Raw genomic sequence first — 19625 nt, 5'->3', positions numbered from 1 at the left:
AACGCATAGCAAGAAAATTACTTGCGCTGGTGACGAGTCTTACGCAGCAGTTTGCGGTGCTTCTTCTTGCTCATCCGCTTGCGGCGCTTCTTGATGACAGAACCCATCTGAAGCCTCCATTCCTATGTAAAGTGTGCAACTTGCCTAATGTTACACCGTTTGAACGACTTTGTGGAGTGATATTACAAAGAACATCATTTTTTACAACAATTTACATCGGGAATTTGTGATAAAAACGCTCTACTGCTTGCTTTGCGCCTTTCACTTCAAAAACAGCAGTATCGTTCTGCCACAATGCACTAGCTTGCGATTTATCATTTTCATCATTTCGCAACACATAGCTACCGGAAGTCTTACCAGAAACTTGAATTTTTCCACTTGTAATATCAGAACCCTTAAGTCCATCAACTAACGCTTCATACTGCTTGTTCGCAGAATCGCGATTCGACCATTGAGCAACAGTTACAGACACTTCCCCATCTGGCTGACCAGTTGAGTACTTAACAGAATACTCTTCCAAAGGCGACGATTCAGTCCAGTTTGCACTAGGTATAGCGTCAACACGAGCGAAATCAAGTACGCTATCTGGCATAGCCTTAAGCAATGCCGTAGAAGATGCTGGCAAAGGTTTCGATGGTATAGAAGGCGTTTTAGGCATTACCATATGATTTTTGCTCGCAACATTTTCGTGATTCAATGCCCAACCTGGCCACATAAACGCTGAAATTAAAGCCAAAACCACAATTACTGCAGCTGAAGTCAACACAACTAATAACTTGTTGTGTGATGAATTATTGACACTTGAGGAATTCATATTCAACGCACCCATCTTTGAAGCATTCATACTTGAAGCATTCGATTTCGACATACTTGCATTATGTCACATCGCGATGACGCTTTTAGTGCGCAAAAACGCTTTACAATCAAAAACAAATACAAAATATGATTGTCTAATAAAGCGTATAGCGTCGAGATATGGCTAGTAAATCTACTCTTCACTATTTATGCTCCGAATGCGGCTGGAGCGGCTCAAAATGGTACGGTCGCTGCCCTGAATGTGGCGAATGGGGCACAGTGAACGAGTTTAGAGAAGCGCGAGTTAGTGGATTATCTCGTACAACGCGCGCATCGCGAGCAACAGCAATGCACACAACAGCATCGCGCACCTATTCACCAGATAGCATAACTACTTCCAATCGCAATATCGCGCATTCAACTCTCGATTCAACAACGTCCGCGCAACCAATTAGCGAAATTCAAGCAGACGACGCAATGCGCATCCACACTGGTTTTAGCGAATTCGATCGCGTATTAGGCGGAGGACTTGTGCCAGGCTCCGTAACTCTTATAGCTGGAGAGCCAGGTATCGGAAAATCAACACTACTTTTAAAAACAGCAGCTTACGTATCTAAACAATCAAAAGAAAGCAACGCTCCCCCTGTATTGTATATTTCCGGCGAGGAATCAGCAGCGCAAGTTAAATTGCGCGCGTCTAGAATTAACGCTGTAAACGATTATTTATTACTTGCAACAACAGGCGATCTTGACACTGTACTAGATCTTATTGAAACGCATCATCCTACGCTTGCTATTGTCGATTCTGCGCAAACGATTTCCGCACAAGAAGTAGATGGCATTACAGGCGGTTCTACACAAGTTAGAGAAGTTGCGAGCGCACTTATAGACGTTGCTAAAACTAACAATATTCCGATACTTTTAGTTGGGCACGTTACAAAAGATGGTTCAATAGCAGGACCGCGTACGCTTGAGCATTTAGTCGACACAGTATGTCAATTTGAGGGCGATACACAAACAGCGTTACGCATGCTAAGAGCTGTAAAGAATCGCTTTGGACCTACAGACGAAGTTGGCTGCTTCGATATGAGCGGTGAAGGAATTGAGGAAGTGCCGGATCCTTCCGGACTGTTTTTGTCTTCTACAGAAAACGATAATCAAGGTAAAAATGCGCAAGATGGCACAAACGACGGAACTTGCGTCACTTTTACACTTGAAGGACACAGAAGCCTGCCGATTGAAATACAAGCACTTGTAACGCAATCAGCTCTGCCCACTCCTCGCCGTGCAGTTTCAGGTGTTGATTCTAACCGTCTCGCAATGCTTACAGCAGTTTTGTATCGTCACGGACGCGTTAATTTACTTGCAAAAGATTTGTACGTATCTACTATTGCAGGAGCGTTGGCAAAAGAGCCATCTTGCGACTTGGCAATTGTAGCAGCTTTAACTAGCGCTGCCGCCGGGAAAGCAGTAACTCCTCAAACTTGCGCAATTGGTGAGATGAGCTTAACTGGTCAAGTTCGCCCAGCGCCAAGAATAGAGCCGCGATTGCGTGAGGCTGCGCGAATAGGATATAAGCGCGCTGTTGTGTGCCCGCTTCGAAAAAAGATTAATATTCCAGGATTGCAGATTGTTGAAGTGCGCAACGTTCGAGATGCGTTACAAGCGCTTGGATTGTGAAGATTCGTGATTTTATAGATTTGCGATTTTAGGAATTAATATAGGAGTTTAATATGATTGACTTTAGCGAATGGGTGTCTGTTGCTTCGCAAATGACAAATCGCTCGCTTGCTGGATCGCGCGTGCTTGTTGACGATACTGCAGAAAATAATACTTACGATAGTGCTGAAAATAATACTAAAAATAACAACAAAAATATTGAGAAATTCCTAAAAAGCTCACAGTCCTGGGGAATAATTCCTACAACCTGCAAAAAAGATGCAGATTTTGACGCCACACAATCATTAGAAAACCTAAAAAACACTACTATTAACGCCCCTAGCTTAAGCGGAAAAGACGCAATCGACTACGCGCAAAAACACATGCCCGTGATGCAAACACTTCTTAGCGAATTGCGAAAAAAAGAACTTGACTTGCAAGGAGTCAGAATAGCTGTTTGCCTTGTGTTGGAGCCAAAAACAGCTGTGTTACTTAGGGAATTACACGCTTATGGAGCAACAGTTGGCGTTTTTTGCGCACCAGACGAAACGGATCAGCGAGTAGCAGATCAGCTTAAAAAAGAAGGAATTGTAGTACAAGCAAATCGCAGTTGGACACCTGCACAAACACACGAAGGCGCACTAAAACTCTTAGACGAAATACAGCCAAACATAATCATTGACGACGGAGCTAGTTTTGCACGACTGGCAAGCTTAGAGCGCCCGCAAATCGCCGAAAAACTAATAGGAGTTGCGGAAGAAACAACAAGCGGAGTGCGCGCTTTCGAAGCAATGCAAGAAGCTGGCCAGCTAAACTACCCAGTAATCGCAGTAAACAACAGCGCCTTAAAAACCGACTTTGACAACCGGCACGGGACTGGCGAAACATGCGTTACAACAATGCAGAAAATTCTTGGAAGCGCATGTTTTAGAAACGCTAAAGTTACGGTAGTTGGGTATGGCCCGGTTGGTCGCGGTTTTGCATTAAGAATACGCGCTCTCGGCGCTAACGTTACTATTTGCGACACAAATCCAGTTCAATCTTTGCGCGCAGTATTCGACGGATTTGAAGCTAAAAACCTTGAATGCGCTGTTACTTCAAGCACAATGATTGTTTCGGCAACTGGAGTTCGTCACACTATAACTTTGCAACACATGCAAAAAATGCAAGAAAATGCGATTTTGGCAGTTATTGGCGGAATCGCAAACGAAATTGCGCTAGACGAAATACGCGATTTTAAGCCAATTGTTGGAACATCGCAAAGGCAAATTCAGGTTCCGAACGGCCCACAAATCACACTGATAAGCGAAGGCGACGGAACCAACTACACTACTGGAGGCGGAAATCCGATTGAAATAATGGACTTTAGTTTTGCAGTTCAGGTGAGCGCAGTTGCATATTTACTAGAGCACAATGGGAAAAATGCAAACAAAAGCAATAACGGGAAAAACCGCCTTAATGCTGGAATCTACCAGCTACCCGAAGCTTCCGATAACCAAATAGCGAGTATTGCATTAGAAAAACGAGGTTACAGCGCGAGTGAAGCTAATAAAAACAACGGCTACAGATGGGATTTAACGCGATTTGCAGAAGAAGAATCAAATTAACTAAAATTCAATTAACAAAAGTTCAATTGACTAGAATCTAATTAACAAAAACATAATAAAACTGAGCAATAATAAAGTAAAACAACGAAATTATTTAATAACAATTCCATAAGGAACACAATGCTTCAAGATCCAATACGCGCACTCGCCCACCCAACGCCACTTAACGAAGTCACATTGTATAGCGCAGCGATGGTTATTCCAGTAACAGGACCTATTATTACCGAAGGAGCCGTAGCAGTATCTAACGGACACGTTGTACACGTTGGAACAAGACAGTGGGTGCTGAACACTCTAAAAGACGAGATGCCAAGCGAATCCTACAAGCAAATGTTCAACAATGAGAAGCATTGGCATGGGCTTATGACACCTGGCCTTATTAACGCCCACACGCATTTGCAATACACGAATATGGCAAGCGTTGGACTAGGAGAATATCGCAATTTTCACGATTGGGAACAGGGATTCAACGTCGTATACGACAAGCTCCAAGAAGAAAAGAAACAAAACCCTTCTATAACGCCTTGGAAAACTTCAGCATACGAAGGCGCCAGAATGATGGTTGAAGCTGGCACAACTGCTGCAGCCGATATTGTAACCGACATTGAAGCCGTTGGAGCGCTCGCAAGCCAGGGAATGCACGGAATAGCCTACTGGGAAGTAATGGGCTGGAAAAACGTTGATTGGAAGGAAGAAGGCTACGCTAAGCTGCTTAAAATGCTTGAGCATATGATGAACAATGGAAGCGTGCCAAGCATAGGAATTAGCCCACACGCTCCTTACAGCTTAGAAACTGAGCCTTTTGTGGACTTGCCGGATATTGCAAGACAGCTGAACATGCGATTGCATATACACTTGGCCGAAACCCCAATGGAAGCAGGAAATCACGCAGATACTCTGACCACGTATTCAGCTCCAGATTGGAACGCAAACATTTGGACAAGCTACAGCGAGCTGAAAGAGCACGGAATGACAGCTTCCGCAATTCAGTTTTTGGATCAGCTTGGCTCTCTTGGGCCAGACGTTCATATTGCGCACGGAGTTTGGGCAGATGGCGAAGATAGAAGGATTTTACGTCAGCGTGGAGTTGGAGTTGCGCTTTGCCCAAGATCTAACCGCATTACTGTTACAGAAAGAGACGCACCAATTCGCGACTACATGGAAGAAGGTAATTTGCTTGCTATTGGCACGGATTCGCTATCTTCTTCACCATCTCTTGACGTTTTGGACGATGCCGCGAAAGTTTACGATTTAGCAACAGCTCAAGGTTATAGAAAAGATGATTTATCTCATCGAATTATAAGAATGATGACTTTGGGCGGAGCAAGCGTTATGGGCCTACACGTTGGACCACACAGAATTGGTCAGATTAACGCTGGAGCTACAGCAGATCTTTCTTTCTTTGATATTCAAACCGATACGGATTCTCCTCAAGGAATTGAGGAAACTTTGCACAATTTTGTTCGCCACGGTGCCGGTAGTGCGAAGGCTACCGTTATTTCTGGAAATCTTGCTTATAACGACGGCGCATTTGCAAAGTAGCGCTTGCAAAGTAGCGCTTGCAAAGTAGCGCTTACGCGACAATACTTACAAAATATCGCCTACCAAACACTTACCCAGCAAAACAACAAAATACAAGTCAAATCAAATAAAAATAGGATATTACAATGAGTGTCAGCTTAGAAAATATGAGCGATTACGCAAAGAATCTAGTTAAAGAACTGCACCTAGAAGCCCACCCAGAAGGCGGCTGGTATAACCGCGACTGGCAAGCATCGCAGCTTTACAACGAAGCCAACACTGAAAATATTTCAGACGCGAGCGCAATCAATACGAAAGTCGACGAGAACGCTAGTGCAGACGCACCAAGACCATTGGCATCGCTTATTTACTTCCTTCTTCCCGCTGGAGATTCAAGCGCATGGCATAAGGTTGACGCAGACGAGATTTGGCTTTGGCACGGACCTGCAAATCTTACGATTGAGCTTGGAGGATGCGCTAAAAGCCCTTGTGACGAAGCTGATTTGCAGAGATTTACACTTGGAAATAGTGAGAATAGTAAAGGCTTAGAAGTGCGTGGACACCTTGTGATTCCTGCTGGAACTTGGCAGCGAACAGTTCCTAGCAATGCAGATGTTCTAGTTTCGTGCGTTGTAAGTCCTGGATTTACTTTTAGCGGATTTGATTTAGCTTAAAGATTTGTGCGTCACGCTGATTTTTCGCGGATTCTATAACTTGCTATAAGTAACTGCAATAACAACAGGGCTTACTATTCCGGTATCTTAATATAGACTTGTTTTGCGCAGCTTACTCACGCACTTGCCGCACGCACTTGCGTAAATACAGAAGAATCGCAGAATCTGCTACGCGAAGTACATAATTTATACAATAAAATTTCGAAAGTATTGCAATTATCAGCCAATACACAATGATATAAAAGGAGAGAATATGACTATTCGTTATCGTAAGACGCTGATTAAACATGCTATAAGGTTTGCAGCAGCTCTGCTAAGCGTAGCAACTTTAGCAGGAACCGCAGCATGCGGCGGAAGTAAGCCTGAAGGTAACAAAACTGTAGAAGCAAATGTGCTCACAGTTGGAACCGCTCAGCCAGCATACGAGCCGTGGATTCACAATAACAAGCCTGAAAACGGCGAAGGATTCGAATCAGCAGTTGCGTACGCTGTGGCCAAAAAGCTCGGCTACGATAAAAGTCATGTTAAGTGGGTTCGCACAACTTTCGACTCTGCCGTAACCCCTGGTCCAAAAGATTTTGATTTTAACATTCAGCAGTTCTCGATCACAGAAGAACGCAAGAAAACAGTAGACTTCTCCCCAAGCTACTACAACGCAACTCAGTCCGTAGTAGTTAAAAAAGACGGAAAATTCGCTTCAGCTAAGTCGCTTGCAGATTTGAAGTCCTCTACTATTGGCGCAATGGTTGGAACTACTAGCTACGATGCTGCTAAGAAGATTAAGGGCGATATTCAAACCTTTAACGACAACGATGCTTTAGCTCAAGCTTTGAACTCAGGTCAAATTGACGCACTTGTTATAGACACTCCTTCTGCTTTCGTAATGGTTCAAACCGACGAAGTTAAGAACAGCACTGTGGTTGGTCAGATTGCTGGTTCTGAAGATAAGGAAGGCATGGGAATTGTGCTTCCTAAGGATTCGAAGCTCACTAAAGATGTTACTAAAGCTATTAATGAACTTGAGAAAGACGGTACGCTTAAGAAGCTGCAAGATAAGTGGCTTGCTGAGTTTACGACTAAAGTTCGCGAGTTGAAGTAAAGCAAAACTCGCGCCATACCAAACGAATTGTAAAATAAGCTATATATTTAAGCGGTAAATTTAAGTGCGCAATCACTTTGATTTACCGCTTAAATAATTTCAGATAAAACACATTTATTTTAATTAAATAAATAATCGTTTGAAGTACTTAAATGCTTTAGTACAATAACTAAGGAATGTTCATCGCGTTGAAAGGCTTAAGGCTACGCCAATGACAGCACTTACAGGCAATACTGCTGAAACCCGAACGAATAAAACAACATCCGCAGAAGACTACAATGTCAATACGTCAAGCAAAGCGAACGTAGAAAACGCAAACGTAAGCAAAGTAGAGCGGAATCGTCGACTTATAAGAAAGAAGCAGAATCTACGTTCTGTAGGAATCAGTATTCTCAGCACTGTTGTTCTTGTTGGAGTTGTTGTTATAACGCTTGCAATGAGCCCAGGTTGGCCAAGAGTACGCGAAACATTCTTCTCTGGCAAATACTTTATGATATCTTTGCCATCTGTTTTGCAAGGTTTAATGCTTAATTTGCAAGTTCTTGTATTCGCTGTTATTGGTGTGGCAATACTCGGAACTTTAATCGCAGTTATACGCACAAGCACAAGCCCACTGCTGTTCCCTTTGCGAGTCATAGCGCAATTTTATACGACTATTATGCGCGGCATACCAATGCTTGTTGTGCTTTACTTAATCGGCTTTGGCATACCTGGATTGCAACTTTTTGGACGCATTCCGCCGTCAATACTTGGCACAATCGCCATTGTTATGAGCTACTCCGCATATGTCGGAGAGGTATTGCGAGCAGGTTTTGAGGACGTTCACCCTTCTATGCGAGCATCCGCAAGATCGTTAGGATTAACATCCGGGCAAACTGTGCGATTAGTGGTAATTCCGCTTGGTTTAAGGAAAGTTGCGCCTGCATTAATGAACGATTTTATATCAATGCAAAAAGACGCTGGACTTATATCTGTTTTAGGTGCTGTTGACGCTGTTAGAGCTGCGCAAATATCTGTTGCAACTTCTTATAATTTTACGCCTTACGTTGTGGCAAGCGTCGTGTTCATAGCGCTAAGTATTCCGTTTATTGTGCTGAACGATTGGTATACAGCAAGGTTGCGCAAACGCGAGCTTAACGGAGGAACTGTGTGATGAATAACTTAAATCAGCGTGAAAATCAGAAAGCAAATCAGAAAGCAAATCAGAAAATGAGCGAGCAAACAAACGCAAACGATAACTCAGATTCAACTCCAGTTTTGCGCTTAAGCAATATTCGTAAATCATATAACTCAACTCCTGTTCTTAAGGGTATTTCGTTTGATATCGCTTCACACGAAGTAGTGGCACTTCTTGGCCCTTCCGGAAGCGGAAAATCCACTCTTATGAAGTGCATTAATTTGCTTGAGTGCGTGGACGACGGGCAAATTTGGCTTGGAAATACGGATATTACTGACCCTCGCGTAAACCAGGATAAAATACGGTCTCAAATTGGAGTCGTATTCCAACAATTCAATCTTTTCACGCACATGACCGTTTTGGATAACGTTACTTTAGCCGCACGTAAAGTACACCACTGGGATAAAGATCGCGCAGAAAGCCGCGCAATGGAGCTTCTAGCTAGGATTAAGCTTGAAAATAAAGCAAAGTCTTATCCTGATCAGCTTTCTGGTGGACAGCAGCAGAGAGTTGCGATTGCGCGAGCGCTTATGACAAGCCCACAGCTTTTGCTTTTAGATGAGATTACTTCCGCTCTTGACCCTATGCTCGTTGGTGAAGTTTTAGACATGGTTTCGGAGCTAAAAGCACAAGGAACAACAATCCTGATGGCAACGCACGAAATGCATTTCGCACACGAAGCAGCAGACAGGATTGTTTTGCTGAGAAACGGCATTGTGGCAGAAAACGGAACGCCATACGAAGTTATGGACGCATGCACAGACCCAGAAACGCAAAACTTCTTTAAGTCGTTCCACCACTAAAGCAAACGTGACTATCTGAAAGTTACTAACTAAAAGCTAGTTTTTAAGATTAAATATTTTCTGACTGCGTAATCTCGCGCACTTGCTCAACATTAGCTTTGAGCATATCTTTTAGCGCGTCAACTGAGTCAAAAGCCTGTTGCGGACGCAAGAAACTAGCAAACTCAATGCAAACGCGATGCCCGTACAAGTCTTTCCAATCGTCGAACAATCCGTAAGCTTCAACAGTGCGCTCTGCATCTTCTTCGCCATCTTTATTAAATGTTGGCTTAGTTCCAATAGAAATCGCAGCAGGCCAACGCCACGGAGAATGAACGCCTAAATGAAGCTCATCACGACGCAAAACACTCACATCTGGAACAGCATTTTTCGATGGCCTGACATCGTTCTTATTGTCAGCATCTAAATCAACAACCCAACCTGCATACACGCCATCAACTGGCACATAGCCTTCAATTTTTTCGCCAAGATTTACTGTTGGGAATCCAATCTCGCGCCCACGCTCGTCTCCATGAACTACTGTTCCTTCAACGCGATGCGGCTGATCCAAAATTTCACGCGCTTCTTTGACTCGACCAGTAGCCAACATCCAGCGCACATTTGTAGAGCTCCAAGCACGCACTTTCTTATTTGGCATGCTCTTGCTCCAAGCACGGTATTCAGCTTTATTCATGCCCTCAGAAGGATCTTTAGGGTCTCCAGGCTCCTGTGGAACTTCACGAACAATAGGATCAGGCACGCGAACGTCGTCTGGGCCCAAATCCTCTACTTCAATAAGCTCAAAAACTCCAGTTGCTTGAGACAATTCGCGAATTGCTTTAATATCACCAGCACGACGAGCACCAAGTGCAGCATCAGAGCCAAGAACTAATGCTCGCATACCAAGCTTTCCAACGAGCTGACCTAAGAAGAAACGGTACGATTTTGCAGCAAAAGCAAGGCTGTAGCGCACAATCACAACATGATCAACATCCAACTGTGACATCACACGCAAACGTTGACGCACGCTTGTAAGAGCATCCGGATCGTCCGGAAGTTTAGAATTAACGTCGCCAAAATCATCGTACAAATCAGGATTAGCATGCACTACGCTTGGACGTGGATCAAACATAATCACTACTGAAAACGCTCCATGACGATGCGCAAGATCCACAGTACGACGAATAACCTCGCGATGACCTTTGTGCATACCGTCGAATACGCCAATGGTAACAACCGCTTTACGCTCCGCACTTAACGTTGGCCAATTAATCATGCCGTTGGCATCTGGTCGAATGTCGATGACCTTCATGATATCCTTACTATCCGCGTTCAAGCATTACTCAAGCAAACTACGCAAATTACGCAATTCGTTATTTTAAATACTTATCTAGTTTACCAGTCTTCTCGCTTGCCGGAAATACCACAATTGGTTTGATTTGATTACTTTTTATATTTTTTGTCAATTCAACTACTGCAACAACGTCACATTCCGCAGTATTTGCGTTTGGAACGTACGCTATTGCAGGATAATTTTCGTAATTTATGCCAGATTTAAGCTCAATCCAGCGCCCAAAACGCAAGTCTTTAGCTTGATTTTCATCAATGCTTAAAGTTGGAAGCGAATACGAAGCTGCATCCATCATATTTAAGCAAATTTTAGGAAGCATATTATTTGCGTCAAAATCGTCACTAGGAACTGCTTTTGAGCGATGCTGCAATACTCCATTGCGATCAGTAAATTCTCGCATTTGAGCGCGAAGTTTAAGAACTCGCGAATCAGTAACCGAAAAATCACCAACGCTAGTGCGACGAAGCTGAATAAGATGCCCACCAACTCCTAGTAAGCGACCTAAATCGCGAGCTAAAGCGCGAATATATGTTCCACTACTGCAAGAAACTTTTGCAGATATATCGCATACGAGTTTCCCACTCACTCCCCTAGTAATTCGAGGATTGCTCACTGAAAAATCACTAACAAATATCTCTCTAGGAGCAATCTCTACTGATTTTCCTTCGCGCGCTAAATCATAAGCTCGTTGACCATTAATTTTAATAGCAGAAAAAGCAGTAGGAGCTTGCATAATTTTGCCTACTAAATTTTCGCTAACAACTTGCTTAATTCGCTCAAAAGACAGTTGCTTTTCAAAAGATAGTGAACTTTCAAAAGACGTGTCGCTATTAGCAACATGAACCCCCGGACCTATATTTAATGCGTCATCCGGAAGAATTTCACCTTCAGCGTCATCAGTAGTAGTTGCTTCTCCTAAGCGGATTACTGCTTCGTAGGTTTTATTGTGCCCCAACATGTAATTTAAAAGTCGCGTTGCGTTGCCAAAACCTATGATTAGCAATCCTGTCGCCATAGGATCAAGCGTTCCTGCGTGACCAACTCGCTTTGTATGCAACAAATGACGAGCGCACGCAACAATATCGTGACTTGTAACACCTTGCGGCTTATCTACAAGCAGTAATCCTGAATCTGGTATGCACATAAGTTAAATCTAGCTACTATACGATTCACATTGAGTTTGCTTTGAGATTTAATTGTTGTCAGACGATTCAGACGTGTCTTCAAAGTCGTCGCTTTCAAAGGCATCGTCCTCTTCAAAGTCATCGTCGTCGTCGAAGTCATCGTCAGATTCTTCAACTTCGCGCGGCTTCTTATACGGATCGACATCGCCAGCATACTTAGCATTTTCACGCAACTTAGCTAATTCTTCATCACGATGACGAGCTGCAACAAGAATATCCTCAATTTCGTGCGCTTCAGAAGGCACTTCGTCATAAATGAATTTCAATTGAGGAGTCAAACGCAATCCAGCTTTTGCACCGACCAAAGAGCGCAGTCGACCGTGAGCCTGCTGCAAAGCTTGTGCTGCACGCTGACGCTCGCCCTGCTCTTTGCCTTCGTGACCAAGTTGAGTCCAGTAGACCTTTGCAATTTGCAAATCGTTCGTAACGCGCACTTCCGTAATAGTCACACTCGCCAAACGCTTATCGTGCAAATGCGATTCCATATTAGAAGCGATTACGCGCTGAATTAATGCTGCAATACGTGCAGCTCTAGGATTCGTTCCTGCCATAATTACTTGCGCTCAATCTGCTTCATTTCAAAGGTTTCGATTATATCGCCAAGCTCAATGTCGTTGAAGCTGCCGAGATTAATACCAGCTTCGTAACCTTCGCTAACGGATTGCACGTCATCCTTAAACCTACGCAAGCTGGAAATCTCCAGGTCGTTGACTGTAGCAACGCCGTCGCGCAAAATACGGCACTTCGTACCGCGCTTGACTTCGCCGTCTTGAACCATAACACCAGCAATATTGCCGAACTTGGAAGAACGGAAGATTTCGCGAATTTCGGAATGCGAAGTAACAACTTCTTCGAATTCTGGCTTAAGCATACCCTTCAAAGCAGCTTCGATATCTTCGATTGCCTTGTAAATAACCGAGTAGTACTTAACTTCCACGCCTTCGCGGTCTGCCAAATCAGCAACCTGACGGTTTGGACGCACGTTGAAGCCAATAATCACAGCCTTATCGACAGTTGCCAAGTTCACATCGTTCTGAGTAATTGCACCAACACCGCGGTGAATAACCTGGATTCCAACTTCTTCAGAAACCTCAATCTTCATCAAGGAATCTTCCAAAGCCTCAACAGAACCGGAAGAATCACCCTTAATAACGATGTTCAGCATGTCAACTTCAGACTTAGCGAACTGTTCCTTAAGACTTTCAAGAGACACAACCTTGCGGCGCTTTGCAAGCTGAGCCGCACGCTCTGTAGCTGCACGCTTTTCAGCAATTTGACGAGCAGAACGGTCGTCCGAAGTAACCAAGAACAAGTCGCCAGCAGTTGGAACAGAAGTTAAACCAAGCACCTGAACAGGAGTGGAAGGAGCCGCATCCTGCAAATGCTTGCCGTTCTCATCGAGCATAGCGCGCACACGACCGTAAGAAGTGCCAGCAACAATAGAATCACCAACGTGAAGAGTACCTTGCTGCACAAGAACAGTAGCAACAGCACCGCGACCCTTATCGAGTCGAGCTTCGATAGTTGCACCGCGAGCATCCATATTTGGATTTGCTTTAGGATCAAGCTCAGCATCAGCAGTCAACAACACAGCTTCAAGAAGCTTATTGACGTTCGTGCCCTGCTTTGCAGAAATATCCACAAACATGGTGTCGCCGCCGTATTCTTCAGCAACTAAACCGTATTCTGTAAGCTGACCGCGAACCTTATCTGGGTTAGCACCTTCAACATCAATCTTGTTCACAGCCACAACAATTGGCACATGAGCAGCTTGAGCGTGGTTAATAGCTTCAACAGTCTGAGGCATCACGCCGTCGTCTGCTGCAACAACAAGAATTGCAACGTCTGTAAGCTCAGCACCGCGAGCACGCATAGCAGTAAACGCTTCGTGGCCTGGAGTATCGAGGAACGTAATCTTACGAGGCTTTCCTTCAAGATTTACAGTTACTTGATAAGCACCGATGCGCTGAGTAATGCCACCTGCTTCGCGATCGATAACATTCGACTTACGAATAGTATCGAGCAAGCGAGTTTTACCGTGATCTACGTGACCCATAACAGTTACTACAGGCGGACGAGATTGCAAATCGTCATCTTCTTGCAGCTCTTCTTCGTCCAAATCGATGTCAAACTGCTGCAAAAGCTCTTTATCTTCTTCTTCAGCAGAAACAATGCTGATATTCCAGCCGATTTCTTCACCCAAAATTTGGAATGTTGATTCATCCAAAGATTGTGTAGCTGTTGCCATCTCACCCAAGTGGAAGAGAACAGTTACCAAAGCTGCTGGATTTACATCGATCTTTTCTGCTAAATCAGAAAGAGTTGCGCCTTGACGCAAGCGAATCGTAGCTCCGTTACCGGAAGGAATACGCACGCCGCCAATCACTGGTGCTTTAAGCTCTTCGTATTCACGACGTTTCGCTAAGCGATTCTTACGAGCCTTAGAAGATTTACCACCTTGACGACCGAATGCGCCTGCAGCTCCTGCACGACCGCGACCGCCGCCACGCGATGGACCACCATTAGGTGCACCTGCTGCAGCAGCCTGGAAGCTAGCTCCTTGAGATGCAAAACGAGATTCTGCAGATGGGCGAGAAGATGCACCAGAGCCTGCACCTGCGCCACCTTGACCGCGACGCTGACCCGACCACTGAGATGAGCGTGCGCCACCTTGACCAGAGCGACTGCCACGTGAGCGACCACCGCGTTCTGCACGTTCACCACGCGAACCTTGAGCTCCAGCGCCAGCTTGACCTGGACGACCACCGCGACCATTTTCAGCGCCAGGACGAGACATCGGATGAGGACGTGGAATATCTCCAGGTGTAGGAGCACGCATGCCTTGCTTACGGCTAAACGGATTATTGCCCGGACGTGGAGCAGATGCGCCTGCACCTTGCGCATTCTGGTGCGGACGAGGGCGAGGAGGCATTTGAGAACGATCTGAGTGAGATTGACCTTGAGCTTGCTGTCGAGATTCGCCGCGATTATCACGATTATCGCGATTCTCATTGCGACGATCATTTTTTCTATTTTCGCCGGCAGCAGCATTAGGACGGGAAGTATTGTTTGAGCGAGTATGATTTGCACCCGGCTTTGGAGCAGAATGAGAAGCTGCGTTATGCACAGGCTTGTTAGCAGAAGAGTCAGCTACAGAATCACTGTGTGACGAATCTTTAGCTTGAGGTTTAGCTTGAGGCTTAGCCTGCGGCTTAGCTTTTGGTGCAGCAGGCTTACTTGCACTAGATGCCTTTTCGGACTTATTTCCGTCAGATGCTAATACTGTTTGCAAACGACGGACTACTGGAGCCTCAACTGTTGAAGAAGCAGACTTAACAAATTCGCCCATGCTCTTCAAACGCTCCAACACGGTTTTACTGTCTACACCAAATTCTTTGGCCAGTTCATACACGCGCTTTTTAACCACTCAGTGTTCTCCTCTGTCTGTGGCAGCGCTAGTACACGCGACCACTTTACATTATTGCGAGCTTATTATTTATTATCGTGCGATATATCATCGTGCGACCATGATCTTATACCTCGTCTCCCGCCGGACGATGGCTATTGCCTTTCGCCCAGATTCCAGCTTTTAGCATACTCGAAACGTTGGATTGGCTCGAGTGTCGCTAAATGCCACGTAAGAGACTACTTTATTTGCACACCGCTAATAAAATAAACAATCAAGAAGTGCTAAACATTGCGGAAATATCAATCCAAAACAATATTCAGCACTTCTCAATAACAATCTATTCAGCAGCAGATGCGTTATTATTCAAATCAGCTGAAGCAGGCTGCGCATTTTGCGCTTGAGCTGCAGCAACCTTCTTAGCATGCTCTTCTGCAGACTCAATACCAATCTTCCAACCAGTCAACTTTGCAGCCAAACGAGCGTTCTGACCTTCTTTGCCAATAGCAAGAGAAAGCTGAGCATCATGAATAAAAGCAACTGCAGTTTGGTTCTTTTCGCTCACTACTTGTACTTGTGTAGCAGTAGCAGGCGAAAGAGCAGCAGCAACAAACTTTGCTGGATCAGATGACCAATCGACAATATCAATCTTCTCTTGACCCAAGTTTTCCATTACAGCACGCACGCGCGAACCGCCAGGACCAATTAAAGCACCCTTTGGATTCACACCTTCAGTATTAGCTCTAACGGCAATCTTTGTGCGAGCGCCAGCTTCACGCGCAATCGACATAATAGAAACTGCTCCAGAAACAAGTTCCGGCACTTCTCGCTCAAAAAGACGACGAACTAATTCAGGATGCGAACGTGAAACAACAATTTCCGGACCGCGCAAACCACGAGCAACATTTACAACATATACGCGAATACGCTCGCCATGGCGGTAACGCTCACCTGGAACCTGCTCGCGACGAGGCAAAATAGCTTCAACGTCTCCAACAGCAACGTGGATATTAGTGTTATCTTTTGCGTCTTGCTGAATAATGCCGTTAATAAGCTTTCCTTTTTGACCAGAAAACGCACCAAATACGCGGTCATCTTCAGCTTTACGGAAAATTTGACTAATAACTTGACGAGCTGTCGCAGCAGCTAAACGACCAAAATCACGCGGAGTATCGTCATACTCCTCTCCCAGCGTTGGAGCTGGATACGGGTTATCTTCAGTAGGTTTACCAGGAATTTCATCCCTAGCCCACACAGTAAACGAACCTGCACGTTCGTCCAATTCAACTCGCACATGCTTTGCAGGATGAGCGGTTTTCATATACGCAAGACGCAAGGCCTCGGCGAGTGCCTCGTCCAGCTCCTCGGCATTAATCCCCTGCTGTGCCGCAAGCTGATGCATTCCCGCCAAATCCAATTCCATCGCGCACGTCCTCTCGTTATAACGCATTAATTTATGATTATTAATTGTAACTATTAAAGCACACTTATTTTTTCTTACAATAATAGTTAGCTTTAATTGTTGCAGACTTAAAACAAATACCAAATTAATAAATCGATATTGGTCACAGTCAGTGGCTATTTTAGTAGATTATGCAGACACTTTATGTTTTGTTAAATGATATGCGCAAACAAGTAAAACGCAGTATTGCCAGAGCACTCGTGCTTCTTATATGCGTTTTAATATCTCCACTTCTAACAGCTTGCGGAACATTACAAAACATTCATGTCGAACATACTGTTCACACAGCAGCTCCAGAAAATGCATGTGCTAAAGCATACAGGCTTGCGCAAAAAAGGCAGCGCGAAATCAAGAAGAACCAAAATAACATATCCACTAAGGATTTGGAAACCACAGCAAAATATTGGAAAACTGTCGCTCAACAATGCCCGGGAAGATTAAGCGAAAGCATTGTATACAGCACGCAAGCTCAATGGGAAATGCTTTCGAAGAAAAATAGTGACGAAAATTCAAATAATGTAAGCAATAAAAGCGAAAACGGAAACGGAACTGAAACTGGAAACGGAAACGGAAACGAAAGCTCAGAAAATACAAAAACTACAACAGCGCAACAAATGGAGCATGATTCATACGCGAATCTTATAGAAGTAATAAATCATTACAAGAACTTCAAATGGACGCATCAACCCTTAGCTCAAGCTGCAGAAGCTGAAGACAAACTCGCTTTTATTTTGCAAACGCTAGCAGCGAGAAAAGATCAAAATACTGCATTGGAATACAGCGATATGGCGTCAACAAACGCTCAAACTCTTATGCGAGCTGCAGGAGAAGGAACAGACTTGCGCAAAAAAGTTTACGATATTCCTCAAGAGGCGTTAGAAAGCGGAAAAACGCATGATTCAGCAAGCGGAAAAGATCTGCCGATTGCTGCTATAGCTTATATGGATTGCGCTAGAGAAGAGCTAGATGCTTTTAATCAAGTAATAGTTATTGAAGAAAATAAAACTAAAAGCGCAGCAAAAAGCAATAACAACGAAGCAGGATACGAATACTCTGCAGTTCAAGCGAATAATGTTTTTAAGGATGCGATAATAAAACTAATCACTTCGCGATTATTACGCGCCTACGCATTCGGCTACCCAGCGGACTCAAATTTAATTTTGAAATAGCATAATTTGGTATGGTCTCCAATACAGGTATAACTAATGTCATTACTCCATTATTTAAAACGCACACTGTTTAATCGCTTACCCAGAAAGGGCAATCGGCAAAAAGAGACCTACTATGCAATAGCTAGCAGGCCTCTTTTATATTCAACATAGATATATAACAAATGCAAGCTGAATATTACAAAACTTATATTTATAAATCTTAAATTATTTATCTCAAGTTATTCAAATGCTTCACGCTCCCACAGTGCGCTTAATGGTATTGCCCACAAATTGTCCGCCCACTGCATAATTTTTTGACCCAAATAAACAACGTATCCGCACTTAAATTCATGTCTTCGCGAAAGAGCTACAAGTCCCTTAAAATCGTTACGATTCAACATGCTAGAGCTTTTTACTTCCACCCCAACCAGATTTCCACGGAAACTTAGCACAAGGTCAACTTCTTTAGGACTGCTGCCAGTTTCACGCCAGTAGAAGCAATCCGGGTGCATTTTAGACCATTGCACGGCAGGCATAATCTGATTTACAACAAAACTTTCCAGCAAATTCCCATACATAACTGGATCTTCCAAAGGATTATGACCTTTACTGATCATTGTTTGAACGCTTAAAGACGTATCAACCGGATGCATCTTAGCTCTAGTAAAAGTTTGACGATTCGGCGCGGTTTTTATATTCGGGAGCGCATTTATTAAAAACCTGCGCAAGAATACGCTAACATAACGCTCAATAGTTCGCCTATCTAAAGCAAGATCTTGACCTATTGAACTCGTGTTAAGAATCCCACCAGGCGTACACAGCAATTTATTAAGTATGCTAACAGCCAAACTTCTGTCTAATCGTTCTCCTGGAAGAATAGTATCTCCCAACACCGCAAGAATATCGCTTGACACAAGCTTTTCGCGTTCCCAATCTTCATAAGAATCATATGATTGCTGATATTCTGGGAATCCGCCAGCAGCCATCATTTTATATACTTCTTCTCTGCTTATTTCTTTTTCATATTTAAGATTTGGATTACTTTCTATAAGATTATCTACAATATTTCCACTATTTTGAGTAATTTCGCACTGAGTAAAAGGACTCATTATAAAGTGCTGAGCACGCCTAGCAAGAGGATCTTGACCATCTAATCCGTTGCGATTTATAAGCGCACTACCTGTTAAAACATACTGAAGACTGTTTGAAGTTGAATTATCAACTATTTCTTTTATTGCAAGCGGAAGATCTGAAAGTCTTTGCGCTTCGTCAATAACAACTGGAGTACTAAGATTTTTTAGCCACCCATATAAATCTGTTGAGGCAAGCGCAAACGTATTTTCATCCGCAAGACTCACGTATGAAAACCCTTTAGACACAAGCTGACGCTTTGACATCATAGTTTTGCCTACAGCCCTTGCGCCTTCAAGAATTACGACTTTTCGTTTTGCGTGAAGAATAGCATCAGCAATTGGTCTAGGAAAATATTCGCTCATAAAAACAACTATACACGAAAAACGTAGTTTTTATACATTCGATGTACAATTTTTTGTACATTGGATGTACAAAAACTACAATATGCGCATATTACGCTCGCGCGCGAAACTCGCGTTGGAAGCACACTAATCTGCCCTGCCTTCGTCAATAGAGACGAAGGCAGACCGAGCTTTCACTGAAAGTGCACTGCACTTTCAGTTTTGAGAAAGCTCGGCAGAATAAAAAAGCTTCAAGCGAGAAATACGCTTGAAGCTTATTAT

General features: G+C 43.9%; 16 protein-coding genes. 8 read left to right on the top strand and 8 right to left on the bottom strand.

Annotated elements, in window-relative coordinates; genetic code table 11:
* Positions 1-17: 17 nt before the first annotated feature.
* Both AC1EKT_RS05280 and AC1EKT_RS05275 read right to left on the bottom strand, forming a co-directional pair.
* The gene (locus tag AC1EKT_RS05280; protein ID WP_004268639.1) at positions 18-107 is read right to left on the bottom strand and encodes a 30S ribosomal protein bS22; all 90 of its coding nucleotides are present in this window, start codon (positions 105-107) and stop codon (positions 18-20) included.
* 104 nt (positions 108-211) lie between these two features.
* On the bottom strand, positions 212-868 hold the full coding sequence (locus AC1EKT_RS05275) for a hypothetical protein (protein WP_415687250.1): 657 nt from the start codon (positions 866-868) through the stop codon (positions 212-214).
* Positions 869-975: 107 nt separating this feature from the next.
* Here AC1EKT_RS05275 and radA point away from each other — a divergent pair, with 107 nt between their 5' ends.
* The 7 genes from radA (at position 976) to AC1EKT_RS05240 (ending at position 9335) form a co-directional block, all read left to right on the top strand.
* Entirely contained in the window at positions 976-2475 is a 1500-nt protein-coding gene (radA, locus tag AC1EKT_RS05270) for a DNA repair protein RadA (protein WP_481616171.1), read from the top strand.
* Positions 2476-2528: 53 nt separating this feature from the next.
* On the top strand, positions 2529-4061 hold the full coding sequence (locus AC1EKT_RS05265; protein ID WP_119527058.1) for an adenosylhomocysteinase: 1533 nt from the start codon (positions 2529-2531) through the stop codon (positions 4059-4061).
* Between the two features lie 120 nt (positions 4062-4181).
* Positions 4182-5603, top strand: a complete 1422-nt coding sequence (locus AC1EKT_RS05260) for an amidohydrolase family protein (protein WP_119527060.1) — start codon at positions 4182-4184, stop codon at positions 5601-5603.
* 125 nt (positions 5604-5728) lie between these two features.
* On the top strand, positions 5729-6256 hold the full coding sequence (locus AC1EKT_RS05255) for a cupin domain-containing protein (RefSeq protein WP_415683301.1): 528 nt from the start codon (positions 5729-5731) through the stop codon (positions 6254-6256).
* Between the two features lie 253 nt (positions 6257-6509).
* On the top strand, positions 6510-7355 hold the full coding sequence (locus tag AC1EKT_RS05250) for an ABC transporter substrate-binding protein (RefSeq protein ID WP_119527062.1): 846 nt from the start codon (positions 6510-6512) through the stop codon (positions 7353-7355).
* A gap of 211 nt (positions 7356-7566) precedes the next feature.
* Positions 7567-8508, top strand: a complete 942-nt coding sequence (locus AC1EKT_RS05245; RefSeq protein ID WP_415683300.1) for an amino acid ABC transporter permease — start codon at positions 7567-7569, stop codon at positions 8506-8508.
* Positions 8508-9335: an amino acid ABC transporter ATP-binding protein gene (locus AC1EKT_RS05240; RefSeq protein WP_119527066.1), complete on the top strand. Its 828-nt coding sequence runs from the start codon at positions 8508-8510 to the stop codon at positions 9333-9335. The genes AC1EKT_RS05245 and AC1EKT_RS05240 overlap by 1 nt, the downstream gene beginning before the upstream one ends.
* Positions 9336-9384: 49 nt before the next feature.
* Here the strand turns inward: AC1EKT_RS05240 and ribF are convergent, their stop codons facing one another.
* From ribF to nusA, 5 genes are all read right to left on the bottom strand, one after another.
* Positions 9385-10626: a bifunctional riboflavin kinase/FMN adenylyltransferase gene (ribF, locus tag AC1EKT_RS05235; RefSeq protein ID WP_481616172.1), complete on the bottom strand. Its 1242-nt coding sequence runs from the start codon at positions 10624-10626 to the stop codon at positions 9385-9387.
* A gap of 61 nt (positions 10627-10687) precedes the next feature.
* Positions 10688-11809 (bottom strand): tRNA pseudouridine synthase B, encoded by a 1122-nt coding sequence (locus AC1EKT_RS05230; RefSeq protein WP_421784647.1) that lies wholly within the window; start codon positions 11807-11809, stop codon positions 10688-10690.
* A gap of 48 nt (positions 11810-11857) precedes the next feature.
* A complete protein-coding gene (gene rbfA, locus AC1EKT_RS05225; RefSeq protein WP_419398903.1) occupies positions 11858-12400 on the bottom strand; it encodes a 30S ribosome-binding factor RbfA in 543 nt (180 codons plus the stop codon).
* Between the two features lie 2 nt (positions 12401-12402).
* Positions 12403-15276, bottom strand: a complete 2874-nt coding sequence (gene infB / locus AC1EKT_RS05220; protein ID WP_481616173.1) for a translation initiation factor IF-2 — start codon at positions 15274-15276, stop codon at positions 12403-12405.
* A gap of 319 nt (positions 15277-15595) precedes the next feature.
* The gene (gene nusA, locus AC1EKT_RS05215; RefSeq protein WP_012913832.1) at positions 15596-16678 is read right to left on the bottom strand and encodes a transcription termination factor NusA; all 1083 of its coding nucleotides are present in this window, start codon (positions 16676-16678) and stop codon (positions 15596-15598) included.
* 170 nt (positions 16679-16848) lie between these two features.
* Between nusA and AC1EKT_RS05210 the strand changes: the two genes are divergently transcribed.
* Positions 16849-17886, top strand: a complete 1038-nt coding sequence (locus AC1EKT_RS05210; protein WP_481616174.1) for a hypothetical protein — start codon at positions 16849-16851, stop codon at positions 17884-17886.
* Between the two features lie 221 nt (positions 17887-18107).
* Here the strand turns inward: AC1EKT_RS05210 and AC1EKT_RS05205 are convergent, their stop codons facing one another.
* A complete protein-coding gene (locus AC1EKT_RS05205; RefSeq protein ID WP_481616175.1) occupies positions 18108-19364 on the bottom strand; it encodes an ATP-binding protein in 1257 nt (418 codons plus the stop codon).
* Between the last annotated feature and the right edge of the window lie 261 nt (positions 19365-19625).

It is taken from the genome of Bifidobacterium sp. C0047B3, assembly GCF_056590535.1.
This window is presented reverse-complemented; position numbering and strand designations above follow the sequence as displayed.